We start from the raw sequence: 17,702 nt of genomic DNA on the forward strand, positions 1-17,702 counted from the left end.
AGCGACTTCAGTCGCGATGCCCTTTTCGCTTCGTTGCTGGTACGGAGCGAAGAGCCATCGTGGCCGAGGCCGCCTCGCACGAACCCGGCGAGCCGCCGCTGCGACATTCGTCCACGCTGCGCCCACATCCGCACGGCGTATGCTGACGGGCAGGCAATGCACGGATCCGTCGCATGTCCGGCCCCGATATTTCCAGCGCTCCGCCCGAAACCCCCGCACCGCCGCCACGCCCGTTGCGGCGGCTGACGCTCGAACTGTTCAGCATCATCGCGCTGAAGATCGCGGCGCTCACCCTGATCTGGTGGGTGGTGTTCGCGCCGCAGGCGAAACCCGACACCAGCCCGGGCGCCATAGCGCAGCGGCTGGCCCCCGCCGTTCCCGCGTCGCCGGAAGCCCGCCCATGATCATCATCGACGCCGATGTCGTCACGCTGTCGCGCCTGCAGTTCGCGCTGACCGCGCTGTACCACTTCCTGTTCGTGCCGCTGACGCTGGGCCTGGTGTGGATCCTCGCCATCATGGAGAGCGTCTACGTGATGACCGGGCGCGAGGTGTGGAAGCGCATGGTGCAGTTCTGGGGCGTGCTGTTCGGCATCAACTTCGCGATGGGCGTGGCCACCGGGGTGACCATGGAATTCCAGTTCGGCATGAACTGGGCGTACTACTCGCACTACGTGGGCGACATCTTCGGCGCGCCGCTGGCGATCGAGGGGCTGATGGCGTTCTTCCTGGAGGCCACCCTGGTCGGCGTGTTCTTCATGGGCTGGGAGCGCATCTCGCGCATCAAGCACCTGCTGGTGACCTGGTTCCTGGCGCTGGGCACCAGCCTGTCGGCGCTGTGGATCCTGATCGCCAACGCGTGGATGCAGAACCCGGTCGGCGCCGCGTTCAACCCGCAGACCATGCGCATGGAGGTGACCTCGTTCTCCGCGGTGCTGTTCAACCCGGTGGCGCAGGACAAGTTCGTGCACACGGTGAGCGCCGGCTACGTGCTGGGCTCGATGTTCGTGCTGTCGATCAGCGCGTGGTACCTGCTGCGCGGGCGCAATATCGATTTCGCCCGGCGCTCGATGACGGTGGCGGCCAGCTTCGGGCTGGCGGCGGCGCTGTCGGTGGTGGTGCTGGGCGACGAGTCCGGCTACAGCGTGTCGCTGAACCAGAAGATGAAGATGGCCTCGATCGAGGCGATGTGGGAGACCGAGCCGGCGCCGGCCCCGTTCACCCTGTTCGGCCTGCCCGACGTGGCGCGGCGCACCACCCATTACGCGCTGAAGATCCCGTGGGTGATGGGGCTGATCGGCACCCGCTCGCTCGACCGGACGATGCCGGGCATCAACGAACTGGTGGACGATGCGAAGGGACGGATCGGCAACGGCATCCAGGCCTACGACGCGATGCTGATGCTGCGCCGGGACAAGGACGACGCGCAGGCGAAGGCCACCCTGGCCGCCCACGACCGGGACCTCGGCTACGCGCTGCTGCTGAAGCAGTACGTCGACGATCCGCGCCGGGCCACGCCGGCGGACATCCAGAAGGCCGCCGACAGCACCATCCCGAACGTGCCGGTGCTGTTCTGGGCGTTCCGCATCATGGTGGCCTGCGGTTTCTATTTCATCGCGCTGTTCGCGTTCTCGTTCTGGAAGGCCAGCACGCGCACGCTGGACAGCCAGCGCTGGTACCTGCGCCTGGCGCTGTGGAGCCTGCCGCTGCCGTGGCTCGCCATCGAACTGGGCTGGATCGTGGCCGAGTACGGCCGCCAGCCGTGGGCGATCGAGGGCGTGCTGCCCACCGCGCTGGGCGTGTCGGCGGTGAGCACGGGCCAGATCCTCACCTCGCTCGGCGGCTTCGTGCTGTTCTACACCGCGCTGGCGGTGGTCGACGTGGTGCTGATGCTGAAGTTCGCGCGCAAGGGGCCGGACGGGCTGGGCATCTGGCCGCCGGCGATCGCCGCCATCCCCTCCGACCGGCCCTGAGGAGACCACCATGCTCGACTACGCCACGCTGCGGGTGATCTGGTGGGCCCTGCTCGGCACGCTGCTGATCGGTTTCGCGATCATGGACGGCTTCGACTTCGGCGTCGCCGGCCTGTTGAAAGTGCTCGGCCGCGACAACGAGGAACGGCAGGTGCTGCTGGAAGGCATCGAGCCGACCTGGGAGGGCAACCAGGTGTGGTTCATCCTGGCGGCCGGCGCCACCTTCGCGGCATGGCCGATGCTCTACGCGGTGGCGTTCTCCGGCATGTACCTGGCGATCGCGCTGGTGCTGCTGGCGCTGATCCTGCGCCCGGTCGGCTTCAACTTCCGCGGCAAGATCCACGATCCGCGCTGGGCCTCGCTGTGGGACTGGGTGCTGACCGGCTCCGGGCTGGTGGTGATGCTGGTGGCCGGCGTCGCGTTCGGCAACCTGTTCCTGGGCCTGCCGTTCCGCTTCGACGACGACCTGCGCATGGGCTGGCACGGCGGCTTCCTCGACCTGCTGCACCCGTTCGCGCTGCTGTGCGGGCTGGTCTCGCTGGGCATGCTGCTGGCGCACGGCGCCTGCTTCGCCGCGCTGAAGGCCGATCACGCGATCGCCGCGCGCGCGGTGGCGATCGCGCGCTGGACGACGCTGGCGTTTGCCGTGCTGTACGTGCTGGCCGGCGTGTGGCTGGCCTGGGGCATCCCCGGCTACGCGATCAGCGGCCCGGCGGCAACCGCGGGCGTGTCCAATCCGCTGTACAAGCAGGTCGCGGTGGGCGGCAGCTGGTTTGCCGGCTACATGCAGTACCCGTGGTTCTGGGCCGCGCCGCTGCTGGCGCTGGCCGCGGCGGTCGGCGTGCAGGCGCTGGTCGGCCGGCGCAGCGTGGCCGGCTTCATCGCGAGCAGCCTGATGGTGGGCGGCACGATCGCCTCGGCCGGCTTCGCGCTGTTCCCGTTCCTGCTGCCGTCCAGCCTCGATCCGCGCTCCAGCCTCACCGTGTGGGACGCCTCGTCGAGCCACGGCACGCTGCGACTGATGCTGGTGGTCACCCTCGCGCTGCTGCCGGTCGTGATCCTCTACACCGGCTGGGTGTACCGGGTGATGCGCGGGCGGATCACGCTGGAGCAGGTGCGCAAGGCGCACGGCGGTTATTGAATGTTGTAGGAGCGCACCCCGTGCGCGATGCCCTGATGTTCATTGCGCGAAGAGCATCGCGCACAGGGTGCGTTCCTACGGGACACGCGGCGTTTTACGCGCATACGAGGTAAGCAGACATGTGGTATTTCTCATGGATCCTCGGGCTGGGCCTGGCCTGCGCCTTCGCGATCCTCAATGCGATGTGGTACGAGGTGCACGCCGCCGACGAGGCGAACCGACTGCGCGAGGATTCCGAACTGCCGGACGAACTGACCTAGCGCCGCTGACCTAGCGTCCGGCCAGCAACGCCTCGATCGCCTCGGCCTCCTTCGGCACGGCGGCGGTCAGCACCTCGTTGCCGTCGCGGGTCACCGCCACGTCGTCCTCGATGCGGATGCCGATGCCGCGCCAGCGCTCGGCCACCGAGCGGTCGTCCGGCGGCACGTACAGGCCCGGCTCCACCGTCAGCACCATGTCCGGCTCGAGCAGGCGCGATTCGCCGTCGACCCGGTAGTCGCCGACGTCGTGCACGTCCAGCCCCAGCCAGTGGCCGGTCTTGGCCGGGAAATAGCGCTGGTAGCTGCCGTCGGCGATCGCCGCGTCGGCCTTGCCCTTGAGCAGGCCCAGCTCGCACAGGCCTTCGGCCAGCACGCGCACCGCCGCCGTGTGCGCGGCGCCGAACGGCCGCCCCGGCCGCACCTCGTCGATCGCCGCCAGCTGGGCGGCCAGCACCACTTCGTACAACGCGCGCTGCTCGCGGCTGTAGCGGCCGTTGACCGGGAACGTGCGGCTGATGTCGGATGCGTAGCAGTCCAGTTCGGCGCCGGCATCGATCAGCAGCAGCTCGCCGTCGCGCAGCGCCGCGCGGTTGCTCTGATAATGCATCACGCAAGCGTTCGCGCCGCCGGCGACGATCGGCGGAAACGCCGGCACCGCGCCGCTGCCGCGCACCACCCGCAGCAGCTCGGCCTCCACCTCGTACTCGTGGCGGTCCGGCGTGGCGATCTGCATGGCGGCCAGGTGCGCGTCTGCCGCGATCGCGGCGGAGGCGCGCATCAGCTTCAGCTCGGCGCGCGACTTGTACAGGCGCAGGTCGTGCAGCAGGTGGCCGAGCGCCACGAATTCCTTCGGCACCACGCCGCCGCCGCGCAGCTGGCGCAGGCGGCGCATCCAGCCGAGCAGGCGCGCGTCGAAATCCGGCTCGCGGCCGAAATGGCAGTACACGCGGCCGCGGCCCTCGATCATGCCGGGCAGGATGTCGTCGATGTCCTCGATCGGGAACGCATCGTCCATGCCGTAGCCGGCCACCGCCTGTTCGGTGCCGATCGACGGGCCGTGCCAACGCTCGCGCGCCGGATCATGTTCGCGGCAGAACAGCACCGCCTCGCCATGGCGGCGCCCCGGCAGCAGCGCCAGCACCGCGTCGGATTCGGGAAAACCGGCCAGGTAATGGAAATCCGAATCCTGCCGGTACGGCCATGCAGCGTCGGCGTTGCGCATGCGCTCGGGGGCGGCGGCGACCAGCACCACGGCGTCCTCGCCGGCCATCTGCATCAGCTGGCGGCGGCGCCGCGCGAACTCGTCCGGCCCGATCGCCAGCGCGGCCAGCTTCGAGGCAAGGGGGATCAATGCACGCTGCCGCTGCCGGACGGGTCGGGCGCCGCGCATTCGGTGTACAGCAGCATCGCGGCGACGCGCACGAACTCCTGCACCTCGATCAGCGCATCCTCGTCCTCCGCCTCGTCGCCGAAATCGAACGACGAGCCGGCCACCGTGCCGAGGTCGCGCAGCACTTCCTGCGCCTCGTCCGACAGTTGCGCGTGCGCCGCGGTGCCGGCCAGGCCGAAACCGCCGAGGAAGCCGCGGCACCAGTCGACCATCGCCTCGACGCGTTCGGCCAGCGGACGGTCGTCCTCCGGCAGCAACGGCTCGAAGCCCAGCTCGGGATCGGCCAGCTCGGTTTCGCTCTGCCGCGCCAGCCGGTCCAGCAGGGCCAGGTCATCCGCGCTGGCGTCGGTCGCCTCGCCGTCGAGCTGCAACGCGGCCAGCACCGTGGTGCCGCGCAGCGAGCCGCCGCCGGCCAGGTAGCCGCACAGCGAGCCGTGCAATTCGCTGGCCGTGGTGCCCAGGCGCAGGCGCCCGGCCAGCGCGTCGATGTCGTCGTGGCCCACCAGCCCCGGTGCCGTCATGGCGTTGCTCCATCAGGAAATGGCCGCCAGTTTAATGCAGCACCGACCCCGTCACCGACCCGGCTGATTTCCGCTGGCGTCCTGTTATAGTTTTGGACATGAGCACGCCCGAGTCCGTCCAGACCGATCCGGTCCATCAAGAGTTGGCCGCCCTGGCGCAGCAGCTTGACCGGCTGCTCGACACGGTGCGTCGTCTCACCGAGGAAAATCGCAGCCTGCGCCAAAGCCAGGAACAGTTGTCCGGCGAACGCGCCGGCCTGCTGGCACGCAACGAACAGGCACGCAGCCGCGTCGAGGCGATGATCCAGCGGCTCAAATCGCTTGAAAGCAACGGCTGATAGAAACCATGTCCAGCAGTGAACCGGTCGCGCTGCGACTGATCGACCGAGAATTCCTGATCGCCTGCGCGCCGGAAGAGCGCGAGGGGCTGCTCGAGGCCGCCGGCTTCCTCGACCGCAAGATGCGCGAGCTGCGCGCGAACGCGAAGGCGCCGAGTTTCGAGCGGCTGGCGGTGCTCACCGCGATCAGCGTGGCGCACGAATTCCTCAGCCTGCGCAAGCAGCACGACAACCAGGAACGCCGCCTCAGCGACGGCCTCGCCGCGCTGCGAAGCAAACTTGATGCCGCGCTCGACGGCGAGCCGACCCGGCGCTGACCGCTGCGCCCGCATGAACCCGGCCGGCGTCGGCAGTGGCACATTCCGGAACAAGCGCCTAAAATCGTCCACGGCGTTTTCTGCGATGTGCGCCAGCACACTCTTACATTTGCCTTGTTCCTAAATACGGCCCCGGGTCGGCTTCACATCGGCTGTTGTGCATGTCCGCCGCGCGCGGAAAGCCTTGAGGCCATGTAGTCCTCCCACCTGATCCATCGTGGATCAAGGTCGTTCGGTGGGCAGCGGCATCGCGGTTGACGCCACCTCTTCCCGCCGCCCCGTTCGTCACGTGACGAACGGGGCGCACCACGACGGAGCTGCGCGAAACGTGGACGCCCTCGCCCGACGACGCGAGCTTCGCCAGCGCCTGGCCGATCAACGCCGCGCCCTGCCGCCGACCGAGCGCATCGCCGCCGCCCAGGGCCTGCGCCGCAGCCTCGAGCAGTTGCCCGAGTACCTCACCGACACGCGCGTGGCCGGCTACTGGGCCAGCCACGGCGAGCTGCCGCTGAACCTGGCGATCGCGCCGCTGGCTGGTCGCGGCCAGCAGTTCCTGCTGCCGGTGATCGGCCAGAACAAGCACCTGCGCTTCGCGCCCTGGCAGTCCGGCGACGCGGTGCAGCCGAACCGCTACGGCATCCCCGAGCCGGTCGCGCCGACCGAACTGCTGGAGCCGTTCCAGCTCGACCTGGTATTGGTGCCGCTGCTGGGCTTCGACCGCCGCGGCAACCGTCTCGGCCACGGCGGCGGCTACTACGACCGCAGCTTCGCCTTCCTCAACGAGCAGGTGCGCCCGACCGAACCGCTGCTGGTCGGCATCGGCTACGCGTTCCAGGAATTGCCCGAGGTTGACGAGGAGCACTGGGACGTCCCGCTCGACTTCATCGCCACCGAGCGCGAACTGATCGACTGCCACGCGCCCGCCCCCCATCCGGAGACCGCCGCGTGAACCACTGGCTGATGAAGTCCGAACCGGACGCGTTCTCGATCGACGACCTGAAGCGCAAGAAGCGGGAAGCCTGGGACGGCGTGCGCAACTACCAGGCGCGCAACTTCATGCGCGACGGCATGCGTCCTGGCGACAAGGTGTTCTTCTACCACTCCAACTGCGCCGTGCCCGGCATCGTCGGCATCGCCGAGGTGGCCACGGACGCCTACCCCGATCCCAGCCAGTTCGACCCGAAGAGCAAGTATTTCGACCCGGGCAGCTCGCGCGACAACCCGCGCTGGATGCTGGTCGACGTGAAGTTCGTGAAGAAACTCAAGCGCACGATCAGCCTGGACGAACTGAAGAACGATCCCGCGCTGGCCGAGATGCCGCTGCTGCGCAAGGGCAACCGGCTGTCGGTGATGCCGGTCGATGCCGCCCACTGGAAGTACATCCTGGCGCTGGAATGAGCGCCGCCCGACCACCCTCCACCGGAATCCACCGATGAGCAACGCAAACGAGAAGAAGCTGGCTGGCGAAGCCGCGATCCGCTACGTCGAGGACGGTGCCGTCGTCGGCGTCGGCACCGGCTCCACCGTGGCGTTCTTCATCGACGCGCTGGCCGACCTGAAGCAGCGCATCCAGGGCGCGGTGTCCAGCTCGGAACAGTCCACCGCGCAGCTGAAGAAGCTGGGCATCCCGGTGCTCGACCTCAACGCCACCGGCCCGTTGGCGCTCTACGTCGACGGCGCCGACGAATGCGACCCGTACAAGCGCCTGATCAAGGGCGGCGGCGCCGCGCTGACCCGCGAGAAGATCGTGGCAGCGGCCAGCGAGAAGTTCGTCTGCATCATCGATGCCAGCAAGCGGGTCGAGCTGCTCGGCAAGTTCCCGGTACCGATCGAGGTGATCCCGATGGCGCGTAGCCTGATCGGCCGCGAAATCGTCAAGCGCGGCGGCCACCCGGTGTGGCGCGACGGCGTGGTCACCGACAACGGCAACTGGATCATCGACGTGCACGGCTGGCAGATCGCCGATCCGGCCGCGCTGGAAAGCGAGCTGAACCAGCTGCCCGGCATCGTCACGGTCGGCCTGTTCGCGCGGCGGCCGGCCGACGTGGTGCTGGTCGGCGACAGGGAGATGTGATCCGCCGCGCCGTCGTCCATGAAAACGGCCCGCACGGGCCGTTTTTTGTTTCGGCGCCGGCCGCCTTATGGCGCCGGCCGCGGCTTCAGCCCGTCGCGAAAACGCAGGTACCGCGCGGAATGGCGCGCCTCGCGCAGGCGCCGTGCGTGCGCCGCGAGGATGTCGCCGCGGGTGATGATGCCGACCAGCTTGTGCGGGTCGTCCTTGCTCACCACCACCAGCCGGCCCACGCTCTCGGCGACCATGTGGTCGGCCGCCTCGCGCAGCGAATGGCTTTCGCTGACCGCGATCGGCGGCCGCGTGACGAGTTCGCTCAAGGTCAGCGTGTAGTGCCACTGCGGATCGAGCAGGCTGCGCCGGGTCAGCACGCCCTGCACGTGGCCGCGCTCGTCCACCACCGGATAACCCTGGTGCTGCGCCTGCGGCAACTCCTCGGCCAGCCAGCGGCGTACCTCGGCCAGCGTCTGGCTGGCCTTGAGGGTCACCACGTTGCGCGAACAGGCCTCGTCCACGCCGACCTGGTCGAGGTAATCGGCCACGTATTCAGACGGCACGCGCACGCCGCGGCGCACGATCTTCTCGGTCATGATGGTGTTGCGCATCATCAGCGCCGAGATCAGGTAGGCCGCGGTGCAGCCGCCCAGCAGCGGCAGCAGGCCGACCGGCTGGCCGGTGGTCTCGAACGCGAACACCACCGCGGTGAGCAGCGCGCGCGAGGCGCCGGCGAAGATCGCCGCCATGCCGACCAGCGCGGCGATGCGCGGATCCATGCCGATCTGCGGCGCCAGCGCGGCGATGCCGATGCCGATCGACGCGCCCAGCGCGCCGCCGATGGTGAACAGCGGCGCCAGCGTGCCACCGGAGGTGCCGCTGCCCAGCGCGATCGACCAGGACAGGAACTTCATCACGCACAGGAACGCCAGCGCGGCCAGGGTCAGCCGGCCGTTGAGGATGTTCTCGATGTTGGTATAGCCCACGCCCAGCGTCAGCGGCGCGAAGTAGCCCACCACGCCGACCACCACGCCGCCGAGCGCCGGCCACCACATCCAGTGGATCGGCAGCTTCTCGAACCAGTCCTCGATGCCGTACACGAGCCGCGTGGTCCACACGCTGACCACGCCGATCAGTGCGCCGATCAGCACGTACAGGAACAGCGCCATCGCGCCGGGCGCGGCCAGCACCGGCATCTGGAACACCGGGGTGGTGCCCTGCAGCAGGTAACGCATGCCGGTGGCCGCGACGCAGGCCAGCGCCACCGGGATCAGCGAGCGCGGGCGCAGTTCGAACAGCAGCAGTTCCACCGCCAGCACCACCGCCGCGATCGGCGCGGAGAACACCGCCGCCATGCCGGCCGCCGCGCCCGCCGCCAGCAGCACCTTGCGCTCGCTGCCGGTGACCTTGAGCACCTGGCCGATGAACGAGCCCAGCGCGCCGCCGGTGGCGATGATCGGGCCCTCGGCGCCGAACGGGCCGCCGGTGCCGATCGCGATCGCCGAGGAGATCGGCTTCAGGAACGTGATCCGCGGTGGGATCTTCGATTCGTTCAGCAGCACCTGCTCCATCGCCTCGGGAATGCCGTGGCCACGGATCGCGCGCGAGCCCCAGCGCGCCATCACGCCGACGATCAACCCGCCGGCCACCGGCACCAGCACCACCCACCAGCCCAGATGCGGCACCGCGTCGGCGGGCGACGAAAACGCGGTGGACCAGCGGCCGTAGAACGCCAGGTTCGTCACCACGCCGATCAGCGCGGTCAGCAATTTGGCGATCAGCGCCGCCAGCACGCCCAGCACGATCGACACCGCGGTGATCCGCAGGACGCGCCGGTCGACCAGGGTCGATCGGCGCGGCATCTTCGCCGCGTCCAGGCTCATGCCCATCGTCGGCGCAAGCGGCAGGGCGTCGGTGCTGCCTTCGGTTTGCACGGCCGGACGACCCGGCTCGTTTTCGCTTGCAGTCATGGATCAGCCCGCGGGGACAAAGCCGCAAATTTTACGCTGCGGCGGCGCAAAACCGAAGGGCGGAAGTCCATGAATTGACTCGTAATTTCATGCGCCATCCGCGACGACAGTGCCGGCCGCAGGCAACGAAAAAGCCCGCCATGAGGCGGGCTTTGGTGCCGAAGCGCCGCAGTTGCGGCGGCATCAGCGTCTGGATTGGCAGCCCCGGATGGATTCGAACCACCGAATGCCTGAGTCAGAGTCAGGTGCCTTACCGCTTGGCGACGGGGCTAGGAAGCTCAGTTTAGCGCTTCGAGAACTGCGTGGCGCGACGTGCCTTGTGCAGACCGACCTTCTTGCGCTCGACCTCGCGGGCGTCGCGGGTCACGAAGCCGGCCTTGCGCAGCGGCGACTTCAGGCTTTCGTCGTACTCGATCAGCGCGCGGGCGATGCCCAGGCGGATCGCGCCGGCCTGGCCGGTGATACCGCCGCCGGCGACCGTCACCTTGATGTCGAACTTGTCGGTGCTCTGGGTCAGTTCGAGCGGCTGGCGCACGATCATGCACGAGGTCTCGCGGCCGAAGAACTGCTCGAGCGACTTGCCGTTGACCACGATTTCGCCCTTGCCCTTGCGCAGGAACACGCGAGCGGCGGAGGTCTTGCGGCGGCCGGTGCCGTAATTCTGCTGGATCGTCATGAGGGTTCCTTAGATTTCCAGCGCCTGCGGCTGCTGTGCGGTATGCGGATGCTCGGCGCCACCATAGACCTTGAGCTTGCGGTACATCTCGCGGCCCAGCGGGTTCTTCGGCAGCATGCCCTTGACGGCGATCTCGATCACGCGCTCCGGGTAGGTCGCCAGCAGGTCCTTCAGGCTGGTGGTCTTCAGGTTGCCCACGTAGCCGGTGAAGCGGTGGTACATCTTGTCGTCCAGCTTGGCGCCGGTGACCGCCACCTTCTGCGCGTTGACCACCACGATATAATCGCCGGTGTCGCAGTGCGGGGTGTATTCCGGCTTGTGCTTGCCGCGCAGGCGACGGGCGATCTCGGTCGACAGGCGACCGAGCGTCTTGTTCGTGGCATCGACCACGAACCAGTCGCGCTTGACGTTGTCGGCATTGGCGCTAAACGTTTTCATTTCAGAATACCTGTCTGCCGCCGTGAGGCGGTACGCATGATTCAGGAAAGCATGCTTCGGTGGAACAAAGGCGCGAGATGATAGCGGAGCCGTCATCCATGGCGCAAGCCCACCGGCCGGCGAGCTGTTGAGTTGGCAATGATAGCATGACCGCCAGGCCGCTTGAAAAGCCCCCTGTACGTGGCGACAGGCGCGGCGAGCCGCCACGCTGGAACCGCAGGCGCGGTTGTCGTCCAATATCGGCTGCTGCCGGCATCGGCACGCCAGAGCTGACCTGGCCGACCCGGCGCCCTTTCTGCTGACCGAACAACTGCCACGGGAAACCCCATGAGCGTGCGTACGCTGAGCCCCCTCGACCGCCTGCTCGCCGGCTGCGAACGCGCGCTGGAAGCGATCGCCGGCACGCCCCCGGCGCACCGCCGCTCGCCCGCCGCCGGCGTCGCCGAGGCGGAGTTGGACGATGCCGAACGCCGCCACGCCGCCGGATTGATGCGCATCAACCACACCGGCGAGGTCTGCGCGCAGGCGCTGTACTTCGGCCAGGCCGCGTTGGCGCGCGACACCGACAACCGCCGGCACCTGCTGCATGCCGCGACCGAGGAAACCGACCACCTGGCCTGGTGCGCCGAGCGGCTGGGCCAGCTGGACAGCCGGCCCAGCCTGCTCAATCCGCTGTGGTACGCCGGCAGCTACGCGATCGGCGCCGCCGCCGCACTGGCCGGCGACCCGGTCAGCCTGGGCTTCGTAGTCGAGACCGAGCGCCAGGTGGAAGCGCACCTGGCCGAGCACCTGGAAAGGCTGCCCGTGCAGGACGGGCGCTCGCGCGCCGTGCTGGCGCAGATGCAGGCCGACGAGATCTGCCACGCACAGGCCGCGCAGCAGCGCGGCGGCATTGAACTGCCGTTCCCGCTGCCGCAACTAATGCGCCTGAGTTCGATGGTGATGAAGACAGTGGCGTACCGCGTGTAGGAGCGCACCCTCTGCGCGATCACCATTGCGGTGGCCCTTTCGCGAGCAGGGTGCGCTCCTACAAAAAACCCGCCTTCACGGCGGGTTTTTCGTCACATCAGGTTGCGGCCGTGGAACAGTTCCTCGATCTCGCGGCGCAGCAGCGATTCGATGCGCTGGCGTTCCTTGAACGAGAGGTCGTCGGCATGCGCCTCGAACAGGTAGGTGTCGAGGTCGAAGTCCTTGATGTGCATCTTCGTGTGGAACATGTTCTCCTGGTACACGTTGACGTCGAACATCTCGTACTTCTGGCGGATGTGCTTGGCCAGGTAGTCCTGCACCGAATTGATCTTGTGGTCGATGAAGTGCTTCTTGCCCTTCACGTCGCGGGTGAAACCGCGTACGCGGTAGTCCGCGATCACGATGTCGGACTCGAAGCTGTCGATCAGGTAGTTCAGGGCCTTCAGCGGCGAGATCACGCCGCAGGTGGCCACGTCGATGTCCGCTCGGAACGTGGCGATGCCGTTGTGCGGGTGCGTTTCCGGGTAGGTGTGGACGGTGATGTGGCTCTTGTCCATGTGCGCCACCACCGCGCCCGCGATCGAATCGCGGCCCAGCTTCTCGACCACCGGCTCCTCGGAGATCAGGATGGTCACCGAGGCGCCCTGCGGGTCGTAGTCCTGGCGGGCCACGTTGAGGATGTTCGCGCCGATGATCTCGGCCACGTCTGTGAGGATCTGGGTGAGCCGGTCGGCGTCGTACTGCTCGTCGATGTACTCGATGTAGCGCTGGCGCTGGTCTTCGGACACCGCATAGCAGATGTCGTAGATGTTGAAGCTCAGTGCCTTGGTCAGGTTGTTGAAACCTTGCAGGCGCAGACGGGGGAGTGGCTTGACCACAGGCGGCTCTCCATGACCGATATGTTCGGCCAGCAGCAGAGGCGGGTTAGCGACAAGGGTCCCCGCGGTATGGTGTGAAGTGCAGGCGCGCAGCCTGCACGACCCTTGTGTACCGCATGCGACAATCCTGCCGCATCCGGGAGACCGCGAAGTATGAGGCAAAAGAAAGAGAAATTGAACCTGCCGCAATTCTTCAGGTTTGCCATAATGCCATGCTTGCAGGGATGGTCCGCGGACAAGCAGTGCCGTGTGGCAATGACCGCCGCTGTGACTACAACCATCTGTGGGGGATAGACGTGGCGCAACTCAAGTACCAGCTCCAACAGGCTTTCGAACGCTCGCAGGCGCCACTCGGCTTTGCCCCCGACCCCGCCGCGATGGAGCGCTTCCTGGCGCTGTGCCACCGCCGGCGCTACCCGGGCAAGACCGCGATCATCCGCCCCGGCGACCCGGCCAACACGCTGTACTACGTGATCGACGGCTCGCTGGCCGTGTGCACCGAGGACGAGCAGGGGCGCGAGCTGATCCTGGCCTACATCAGCCGCGGCCAGTTCATCGGCGAGATGGGACTGTTCGTGGAGCAGGCCCAGCGCGAGTCGATGGTGCGCACGCGCACCGCCTGCGAGATGGCCGAGATCAGCTACGAACGGCTGTTCCAGCTGATGGAGGGCCCGCTGCGCGAGGAGTGCCCGAAGATCCTGTTCGCGATCGGCTCGCAGCTCACCAACCGCCTGCTGCGCACCTCGCGCCAGGTCAGCCGGATGGCGTTCATGGACGTCACCAACCGCATCTCGCGCACCCTGCTGGACCTGTGCCAGGAGCCGGACTCGATGACCCACCCGGACGGCACCCAGATTCGTATCTCGCGCCAGGAAGTGAGCCGGATCGTGGGCTGCTCGCGCGAGATGGTCGGCCGCGTGCTCAAGCAACTGGAGGAACAGCGGATGATCGACGTCTCCGGCAAGACCATCGTGGTGCGCGGCACGCGCTGACCGCGCGGAGCGCCCCTGGCCGGCTGCGGGCATTCGCCGCCACCGGTTGCGAGGCCGCGCTTGGATTGCGGACGGTTTTTCATCTTCGTCGGGCCGGCCTGCCCGCCCAACTGGCCGACGGCGCGCTGGGCATGGCCCATGGCCTGGTCTCCAACTCGATCCTGCTGGCGCTGGGCCTGCCGCCGGCGTGTCCGGCGCCTCGCATGCCTGGTTCGGCAACGTGCGCTGGCGGCTGTTCTGGCAGCTGGCGGTCCCCGGCGCGATCGCCGCGCCGTTCGTCGCTTGGCTGGTGCGGCACCTGCCCGAACGCGCCGTGATGGCGGCGGTGGGCAGCCTGATCGTGCTGATCGGCCTGGGTCAGCTGGCGCGCCAGTGGTGGCGATTCTCCGCGGGGCGGTCAGAACCACTCGACGCGGGTAATCGCCCGGCCCAGCGCCTTCTCCACTTTCTTGCACAGCGCGGGCGTGCCGTTGACCAGCACCGCCTCGGCGGCCAGCTTCAGCATCGCCGCGTCGTACATCGAATCGCCGTAGGCGACCTGCCAGGCGGCGATCCCGTGCTCGGCCAGCGACTGCACCTTGAGCTGACCCACGTTGTGTCGCAGCAGCCGCATGCCGAACCATCCCGGCCGCAGCTGCGAGGCCAGCACTTCCAGCCCGGTGAGGCCCAGTTGCTGCAGGATGCCGCTGGCCAGGGCGTGTTCGCAGCCGGTCACCACGAGCACGCGATCCCCCGCCAGCTGGTGCCGGCGAAGCGCCTGCAGGCCATCGCGGCAGAACTGCCTCGGCCGGCGCGCCAGCGTGGCGGCGAACGTGTTCGCCGCCGCCTGGTAGCGCCGCTCGCCCAGCCCCAGCAAGGCGATGCGCACCAGCGTGTACATCGGCCAGCGTCGCGAGAACGGACGCTGCAACAGCAGCAGCGGCGAACACAGCAAGGCCAGCGCGCAGCGCCACGGCGAGCGCCGATAGCGTTCCCGCATGAACTGGTAAAACGAGTCGCCGCGGATCAGCACACCGTCGAAATCGAACAGCACCACCCGCGGCGGCGCGGCCCCCGCCTCCCCTTCCGGCATGACGGTCACGGCAGGGCGAACAGCCGCTTGAGCTCGCTGCCCGGATCCTCGGCGCGCATGAACGCCTCGCCGACCAGGAACGCCTGGATGCCGCCCGCGCGCAGGTAGGCCACGTCTTCCGGCGTGTGGATGCCGGACTCGGCCACCAGGATGCGGTCGTACTCGATCAGCCCCTGCAGCACCAGCGAGGTCTCCAGCGAAGTCTCGAAGCTGCGCAGGTTGCGGTTGTTGACGCCGACCAGCGGCACTGGCAGCGCCATCGCGCGCTCCATCTCTTCCTCGTCGTGCACTTCGCACAGCACGTCCAGGTCGAGTTCGGCGGCCTGCAGCGACAGCTGCAGCAGCACGTCGTCGTCCAGCGCCGACACGATCAGCAGCACGCAGTCGGCGCCGATCGCCCGCGCCTCCTGCACCTGGTACGGGTCGATGATGAAATCCTTGCGCAGCACCGGCAGCGAGCACGCCTCGCGGGCCTGCTGCAGGAACGCCTCGCTGCCCTGGAAGAAATCGCTGTCGGTCAGCACCGACAGGCAGGCCGCGCCGGCGGCCTCGTAGCTGCGCGCGATCGCGGCCGGGTCGAAATCCGGCCGGATCACGCCCTTGCTGGGGCTGGCCTTCTTCACCTCGGCGATCACCGCCGGCAGGCCGGCGTCGATCTTCGCCTCGATCGCGGCGGCGAAGCCGCGGGTGGCGGGCAGGTCGGCGATGCGCGCGGCCAGCTCGGCCTCGGGCAGCCGGGCCCGGCGTTCGGCAATCTCTTCCGCCTTGCGGGCAAGAATGCGATTGAGGATGTCAGTCATGGCGTCTCACTGTTGCTGTAGCGCGATGGAACCATGGTGTGCCGGCCTACAGGTTTTTGCGCGAAGGGTGTGTGGTTTTCGCGCACAGGGTGCGCTCCTACGATTGGCCCGCAAGCCGGCGGGTCGCCGCCACGAACGACCGCATTTTCGCATGCGCCGCGCCGCTGGCAATCGTGGCGCGGGCCAGTTCGATGCCGTCGCCGATCGAGCCGACCACATCGGCCGTGTAAAGTGCCGCGCCGGCGTTCAGGCAGACGATGTCGTGCGGTATGCCCTGGCGGCCCTGCAGCGCTTCCAGCAGCATCGCCTTCGATTCTTCCGCATTTTCCACGCGCAGGTTGCGGCTGGACGCCATTGCCAGGCCGAAATCCTCCGGCTCCACTTCGTACTCGCGCACCACGCCATCGCGCAGTTCGCCGACCAGGGTGGCCGCACCCAGCGAGATCTCGTCCATGCTGTCGCGGCCCCACACCACCAGCGCGTGCCGCGCGCCGAGCTGCTGCAGCACGCGCACCTGGATGCCGACCAGGTCGGGATGGAACACGCCCATCAGGATGTTCGGCGCGCCGGCCGGATTGGTCAGCGGCCCGAGGATGTTGAACAGCGTGCGCACGCCCATTTCCTTGCGCACCGGCGCCACCACCTTCATCGCGGGATGGTGGTTCGGCGCGAACATGAAACCGATGCCGGTCTCGGCCATGCATTGCGCGACCTGCGCCGGCGGCAATTCGATCGCCGCGCCCAGCGCCTCCAGCACGTCGGCGCTGCCGGACTTCGACGACACGCTGCGCCCGCCGTGCTTGGCGATGCACGCACCGGCCGCCGCCGCCACGAACATCGCCGAGGTGGAGATGTTGAAGCTGGAGGCGCCGTCGCCGCCGGTGCCGACGATGTCGACGAAGTGCGGGTGCGGCGGCGCGTCCACCTTCGCCGACAGCTCGCGCATCACCCGCGCCGCGCCGGTGATCTCGCCCACGGTTTCCTTCTTCACGCGCAGGCCGGTGATGATCGCCGCGGTCATCAGCGGGCTCACCTCGCCGTTCATGATCTGGCGCATCAGCGCGATCATCTCGTCGTGGAAGATCTCGCGGTGCTCGATCGTGCGCTGCAGGGCCTCCTGCGGTGTGATGGTGATCGCGCGGGCGTGGCCGTTCATGCCGCCGCCCTCAGCGGCTGGCCCAGGAAATTGCGCAGCAGGTCGTGGCCGTGCTGGGTGAGGATCGACTCGGGGTGGAACTGCACGCCCTCGACCGCCAGCGTCCGGTGGCGCAGGCCCATGATCTCGTCGACCGAGCCGTCCGGGTTTTCCGTCCATGCGGTGACTTCCAGGCAGTCGGGCAGCGACGACTGCTCCACCACCAGCGAGTGGTAGCGCGTGGCCTCGAACGGATTCGGCAGCCCGGCAAACACGCCCTGCCCGCGATGGATCACCGGCGAAGTCTTCCCGTGCATGATCCGCTTCGCGCGGATCACCTTGCCGCCGAACGCCTGGCCGATCGCCTGGTGGCCCAGGCACACGCCGAACACCGGGATCTCGCCGGCCAGCTCGCGCAGCACGTCCAGCGACACGCCCGCATCGTCCGGCGTGCCCGGCCCCGGCGAGATCATAATGTGCGAGGGCTTGAGCGCGCGGATGCCGGCCACGTCCAGCGCATCGTTGCGCACCACCTGGACCGCCTGCCCCAGCTCGCCCAGGTACTGCACGAGGTTGTAGGTGAAGCTGTCGTAGTTGTCGATCATCAGGAGCATATGCAACCTATCTCTTTGTTTCCATTACGCGACACTGACGGCAGTCCGAAACAGCGCCAGCAGCGGCAACCACGATTTTCATCGCTGCAATCGATGCCTCACGCGTGGCCATACATTGTGCCTTATCCCGTACCACCCTTGCCCCATCCGCATC

At 68.2% G+C, this 17,702-nt stretch carries 21 protein-coding genes, 1 tRNA gene, 1 other RNA gene and 1 pseudogene; 13 read left to right on the plus strand and 11 right to left on the minus strand.

What is annotated here, in order from left to right; genetic code table 11:
• Positions 1-173: 173 nt before the first annotated feature.
• The 4 genes from cydP (at position 174) to cydX (ending at position 3,373) form a co-directional block, all read left to right on the plus strand.
• Entirely contained in the window at positions 174-404 is a 231-nt protein-coding gene (cydP, locus tag RHOFW104R8_RS00795; RefSeq protein WP_068092552.1) for a cytochrome oxidase putative small subunit CydP, read from the plus strand.
• Complete coding sequence (locus RHOFW104R8_RS00800; protein ID WP_068092550.1) at positions 401-1,972, plus strand: cytochrome ubiquinol oxidase subunit I; 1,572 nt, start codon at positions 401-403, stop codon at positions 1,970-1,972. The genes cydP and RHOFW104R8_RS00800 overlap by 4 nt, the downstream gene beginning before the upstream one ends.
• A gap of 10 nt (positions 1,973-1,982) precedes the next feature.
• Positions 1,983-3,113: a cytochrome d ubiquinol oxidase subunit II gene (cydB, locus tag RHOFW104R8_RS00805; protein ID WP_068092548.1), complete on the plus strand. Its 1,131-nt coding sequence runs from the start codon at positions 1,983-1,985 to the stop codon at positions 3,111-3,113.
• Positions 3,114-3,232: 119 nt separating this feature from the next.
• The gene (gene cydX / locus RHOFW104R8_RS00810; RefSeq protein ID WP_063089446.1) at positions 3,233-3,373 is read left to right on the plus strand and encodes a cytochrome bd-I oxidase subunit CydX; all 141 of its coding nucleotides are present in this window, start codon (positions 3,233-3,235) and stop codon (positions 3,371-3,373) included.
• Between the two features lie 10 nt (positions 3,374-3,383).
• On the opposite strand, the gene RHOFW104R8_RS00815 is transcribed toward cydX, so the two are convergent.
• Complete coding sequence (locus RHOFW104R8_RS00815) at positions 3,384-4,724, minus strand: aminopeptidase P N-terminal domain-containing protein (protein ID WP_068092706.1); 1,341 nt, start codon at positions 4,722-4,724, stop codon at positions 3,384-3,386.
• Positions 4,721-5,284, minus strand: a complete 564-nt coding sequence (locus tag RHOFW104R8_RS00820) for a UPF0149 family protein (RefSeq protein ID WP_068092546.1) — start codon at positions 5,282-5,284, stop codon at positions 4,721-4,723. Before RHOFW104R8_RS00820 ends, RHOFW104R8_RS00815 begins: the two co-directional genes overlap by 4 nt.
• Before the next feature lie 98 nt (positions 5,285-5,382).
• Between RHOFW104R8_RS00820 and RHOFW104R8_RS00825 the strand changes: the two genes are divergently transcribed.
• The 6 genes from RHOFW104R8_RS00825 (at position 5,383) to rpiA (ending at position 8,013) form a co-directional block, all read left to right on the plus strand.
• Positions 5,383-5,622, plus strand: a complete 240-nt coding sequence (locus RHOFW104R8_RS00825; RefSeq protein ID WP_068092543.1) for a TIGR02449 family protein — start codon at positions 5,383-5,385, stop codon at positions 5,620-5,622.
• Positions 5,623-5,630: 8 nt separating this feature from the next.
• Positions 5,631-5,939: a cell division protein ZapA gene (locus RHOFW104R8_RS00830; protein WP_068092540.1), complete on the plus strand. Its 309-nt coding sequence runs from the start codon at positions 5,631-5,633 to the stop codon at positions 5,937-5,939.
• A gap of 74 nt (positions 5,940-6,013) precedes the next feature.
• Positions 6,014-6,200: non-coding RNA, 6S RNA (gene ssrS / locus RHOFW104R8_RS00835), on the plus strand.
• 67 nt (positions 6,201-6,267) lie between these two features.
• Positions 6,268-6,888, plus strand: coding sequence for a 5-formyltetrahydrofolate cyclo-ligase (locus tag RHOFW104R8_RS00840; protein ID WP_068092536.1), 621 nt, complete (start codon positions 6,268-6,270; stop codon positions 6,886-6,888).
• Between the two features lie 11 nt (positions 6,889-6,899).
• Positions 6,900-7,337 (plus strand): EVE domain-containing protein, encoded by a 438-nt coding sequence (locus tag RHOFW104R8_RS00845; protein WP_201028688.1) that lies wholly within the window; start codon positions 6,900-6,902, stop codon positions 7,335-7,337.
• Between the two features lie 34 nt (positions 7,338-7,371).
• Positions 7,372-8,013 carry a ribose-5-phosphate isomerase RpiA gene (rpiA, locus tag RHOFW104R8_RS00850; RefSeq protein ID WP_068092530.1) on the plus strand — a complete coding sequence of 214 codons (642 nt, stop codon included), beginning with the start codon at positions 7,372-7,374 and terminating at the stop codon, positions 8,011-8,013.
• A gap of 65 nt (positions 8,014-8,078) precedes the next feature.
• Here the strand turns inward: rpiA and RHOFW104R8_RS00855 are convergent, their stop codons facing one another.
• From RHOFW104R8_RS00855 to rplM, 4 genes are all read right to left on the minus strand, one after another.
• Complete coding sequence (locus tag RHOFW104R8_RS00855) at positions 8,079-9,974, minus strand: chloride channel protein (protein ID WP_068092529.1); 1,896 nt, start codon at positions 9,972-9,974, stop codon at positions 8,079-8,081.
• 196 nt (positions 9,975-10,170) lie between these two features.
• A tRNA-Gln gene (locus RHOFW104R8_RS00860) sits at positions 10,171-10,245 on the minus strand.
• A 12-nt stretch (positions 10,246-10,257) separates the two neighbouring features.
• Positions 10,258-10,650: a 30S ribosomal protein S9 gene (rpsI, locus tag RHOFW104R8_RS00865; protein WP_068092527.1), complete on the minus strand. Its 393-nt coding sequence runs from the start codon at positions 10,648-10,650 to the stop codon at positions 10,258-10,260.
• A 9-nt stretch (positions 10,651-10,659) separates the two neighbouring features.
• Positions 10,660-11,088: a 50S ribosomal protein L13 gene (rplM, locus tag RHOFW104R8_RS00870; RefSeq protein WP_068092522.1), complete on the minus strand. Its 429-nt coding sequence runs from the start codon at positions 11,086-11,088 to the stop codon at positions 10,660-10,662.
• A 327-nt stretch (positions 11,089-11,415) separates the two neighbouring features.
• Between rplM and coq7 the strand changes: the two genes are divergently transcribed.
• Entirely contained in the window at positions 11,416-12,057 is a 642-nt protein-coding gene (coq7, locus tag RHOFW104R8_RS00875) for a 2-polyprenyl-3-methyl-6-methoxy-1,4-benzoquinone monooxygenase (RefSeq protein ID WP_068092519.1), read from the plus strand.
• Positions 12,058-12,149: 92 nt separating this feature from the next.
• Here coq7 and speD read toward each other — a convergent pair whose 3' ends face one another.
• Positions 12,150-12,935: an adenosylmethionine decarboxylase gene (gene speD, locus RHOFW104R8_RS00880; RefSeq protein ID WP_068092516.1), complete on the minus strand. Its 786-nt coding sequence runs from the start codon at positions 12,933-12,935 to the stop codon at positions 12,150-12,152.
• A gap of 290 nt (positions 12,936-13,225) precedes the next feature.
• Here speD and crp point away from each other — a divergent pair, with 290 nt between their 5' ends.
• The gene (gene crp / locus RHOFW104R8_RS00885) at positions 13,226-13,927 is read left to right on the plus strand and encodes a cAMP-activated global transcriptional regulator CRP (RefSeq protein ID WP_201028686.1); all 702 of its coding nucleotides are present in this window, start codon (positions 13,226-13,228) and stop codon (positions 13,925-13,927) included.
• A 220-nt stretch (positions 13,928-14,147) separates the two neighbouring features.
• A pseudogene (locus RHOFW104R8_RS18015) lies at positions 14,148-14,267 on the plus strand (sulfite exporter TauE/SafE family protein); the annotation flags it as partial.
• A gap of 57 nt (positions 14,268-14,324) precedes the next feature.
• On the opposite strand, the gene RHOFW104R8_RS00890 reads toward RHOFW104R8_RS18015, so the two are convergent.
• The 4 genes from RHOFW104R8_RS00890 to RHOFW104R8_RS00905 form a co-directional block, all read right to left on the minus strand.
• A complete protein-coding gene (locus RHOFW104R8_RS00890) occupies positions 14,325-14,999 on the minus strand; it encodes a haloacid dehalogenase-like hydrolase (protein ID WP_068092701.1) in 675 nt (224 codons plus the stop codon).
• 5 nt (positions 15,000-15,004) lie between these two features.
• Positions 15,005-15,799: an indole-3-glycerol phosphate synthase TrpC gene (gene trpC, locus RHOFW104R8_RS00895; RefSeq protein ID WP_068092510.1), complete on the minus strand. Its 795-nt coding sequence runs from the start codon at positions 15,797-15,799 to the stop codon at positions 15,005-15,007.
• A 97-nt stretch (positions 15,800-15,896) separates the two neighbouring features.
• A complete protein-coding gene (trpD, locus tag RHOFW104R8_RS00900) occupies positions 15,897-16,955 on the minus strand; it encodes an anthranilate phosphoribosyltransferase (protein WP_068092507.1) in 1,059 nt (352 codons plus the stop codon).
• The gene (locus RHOFW104R8_RS00905) at positions 16,952-17,548 is read right to left on the minus strand and encodes an aminodeoxychorismate/anthranilate synthase component II (RefSeq protein WP_068092504.1); all 597 of its coding nucleotides are present in this window, start codon (positions 17,546-17,548) and stop codon (positions 16,952-16,954) included. The genes trpD and RHOFW104R8_RS00905 overlap by 4 nt, the downstream gene beginning before the upstream one ends.
• Positions 17,549-17,702 lie beyond the last annotated feature (154 nt).

Source organism: Rhodanobacter sp. FW104-R8, from assembly GCF_001617365.1.
Classification (GTDB): domain Bacteria; phylum Pseudomonadota; class Gammaproteobacteria; order Xanthomonadales; family Rhodanobacteraceae; genus Rhodanobacter.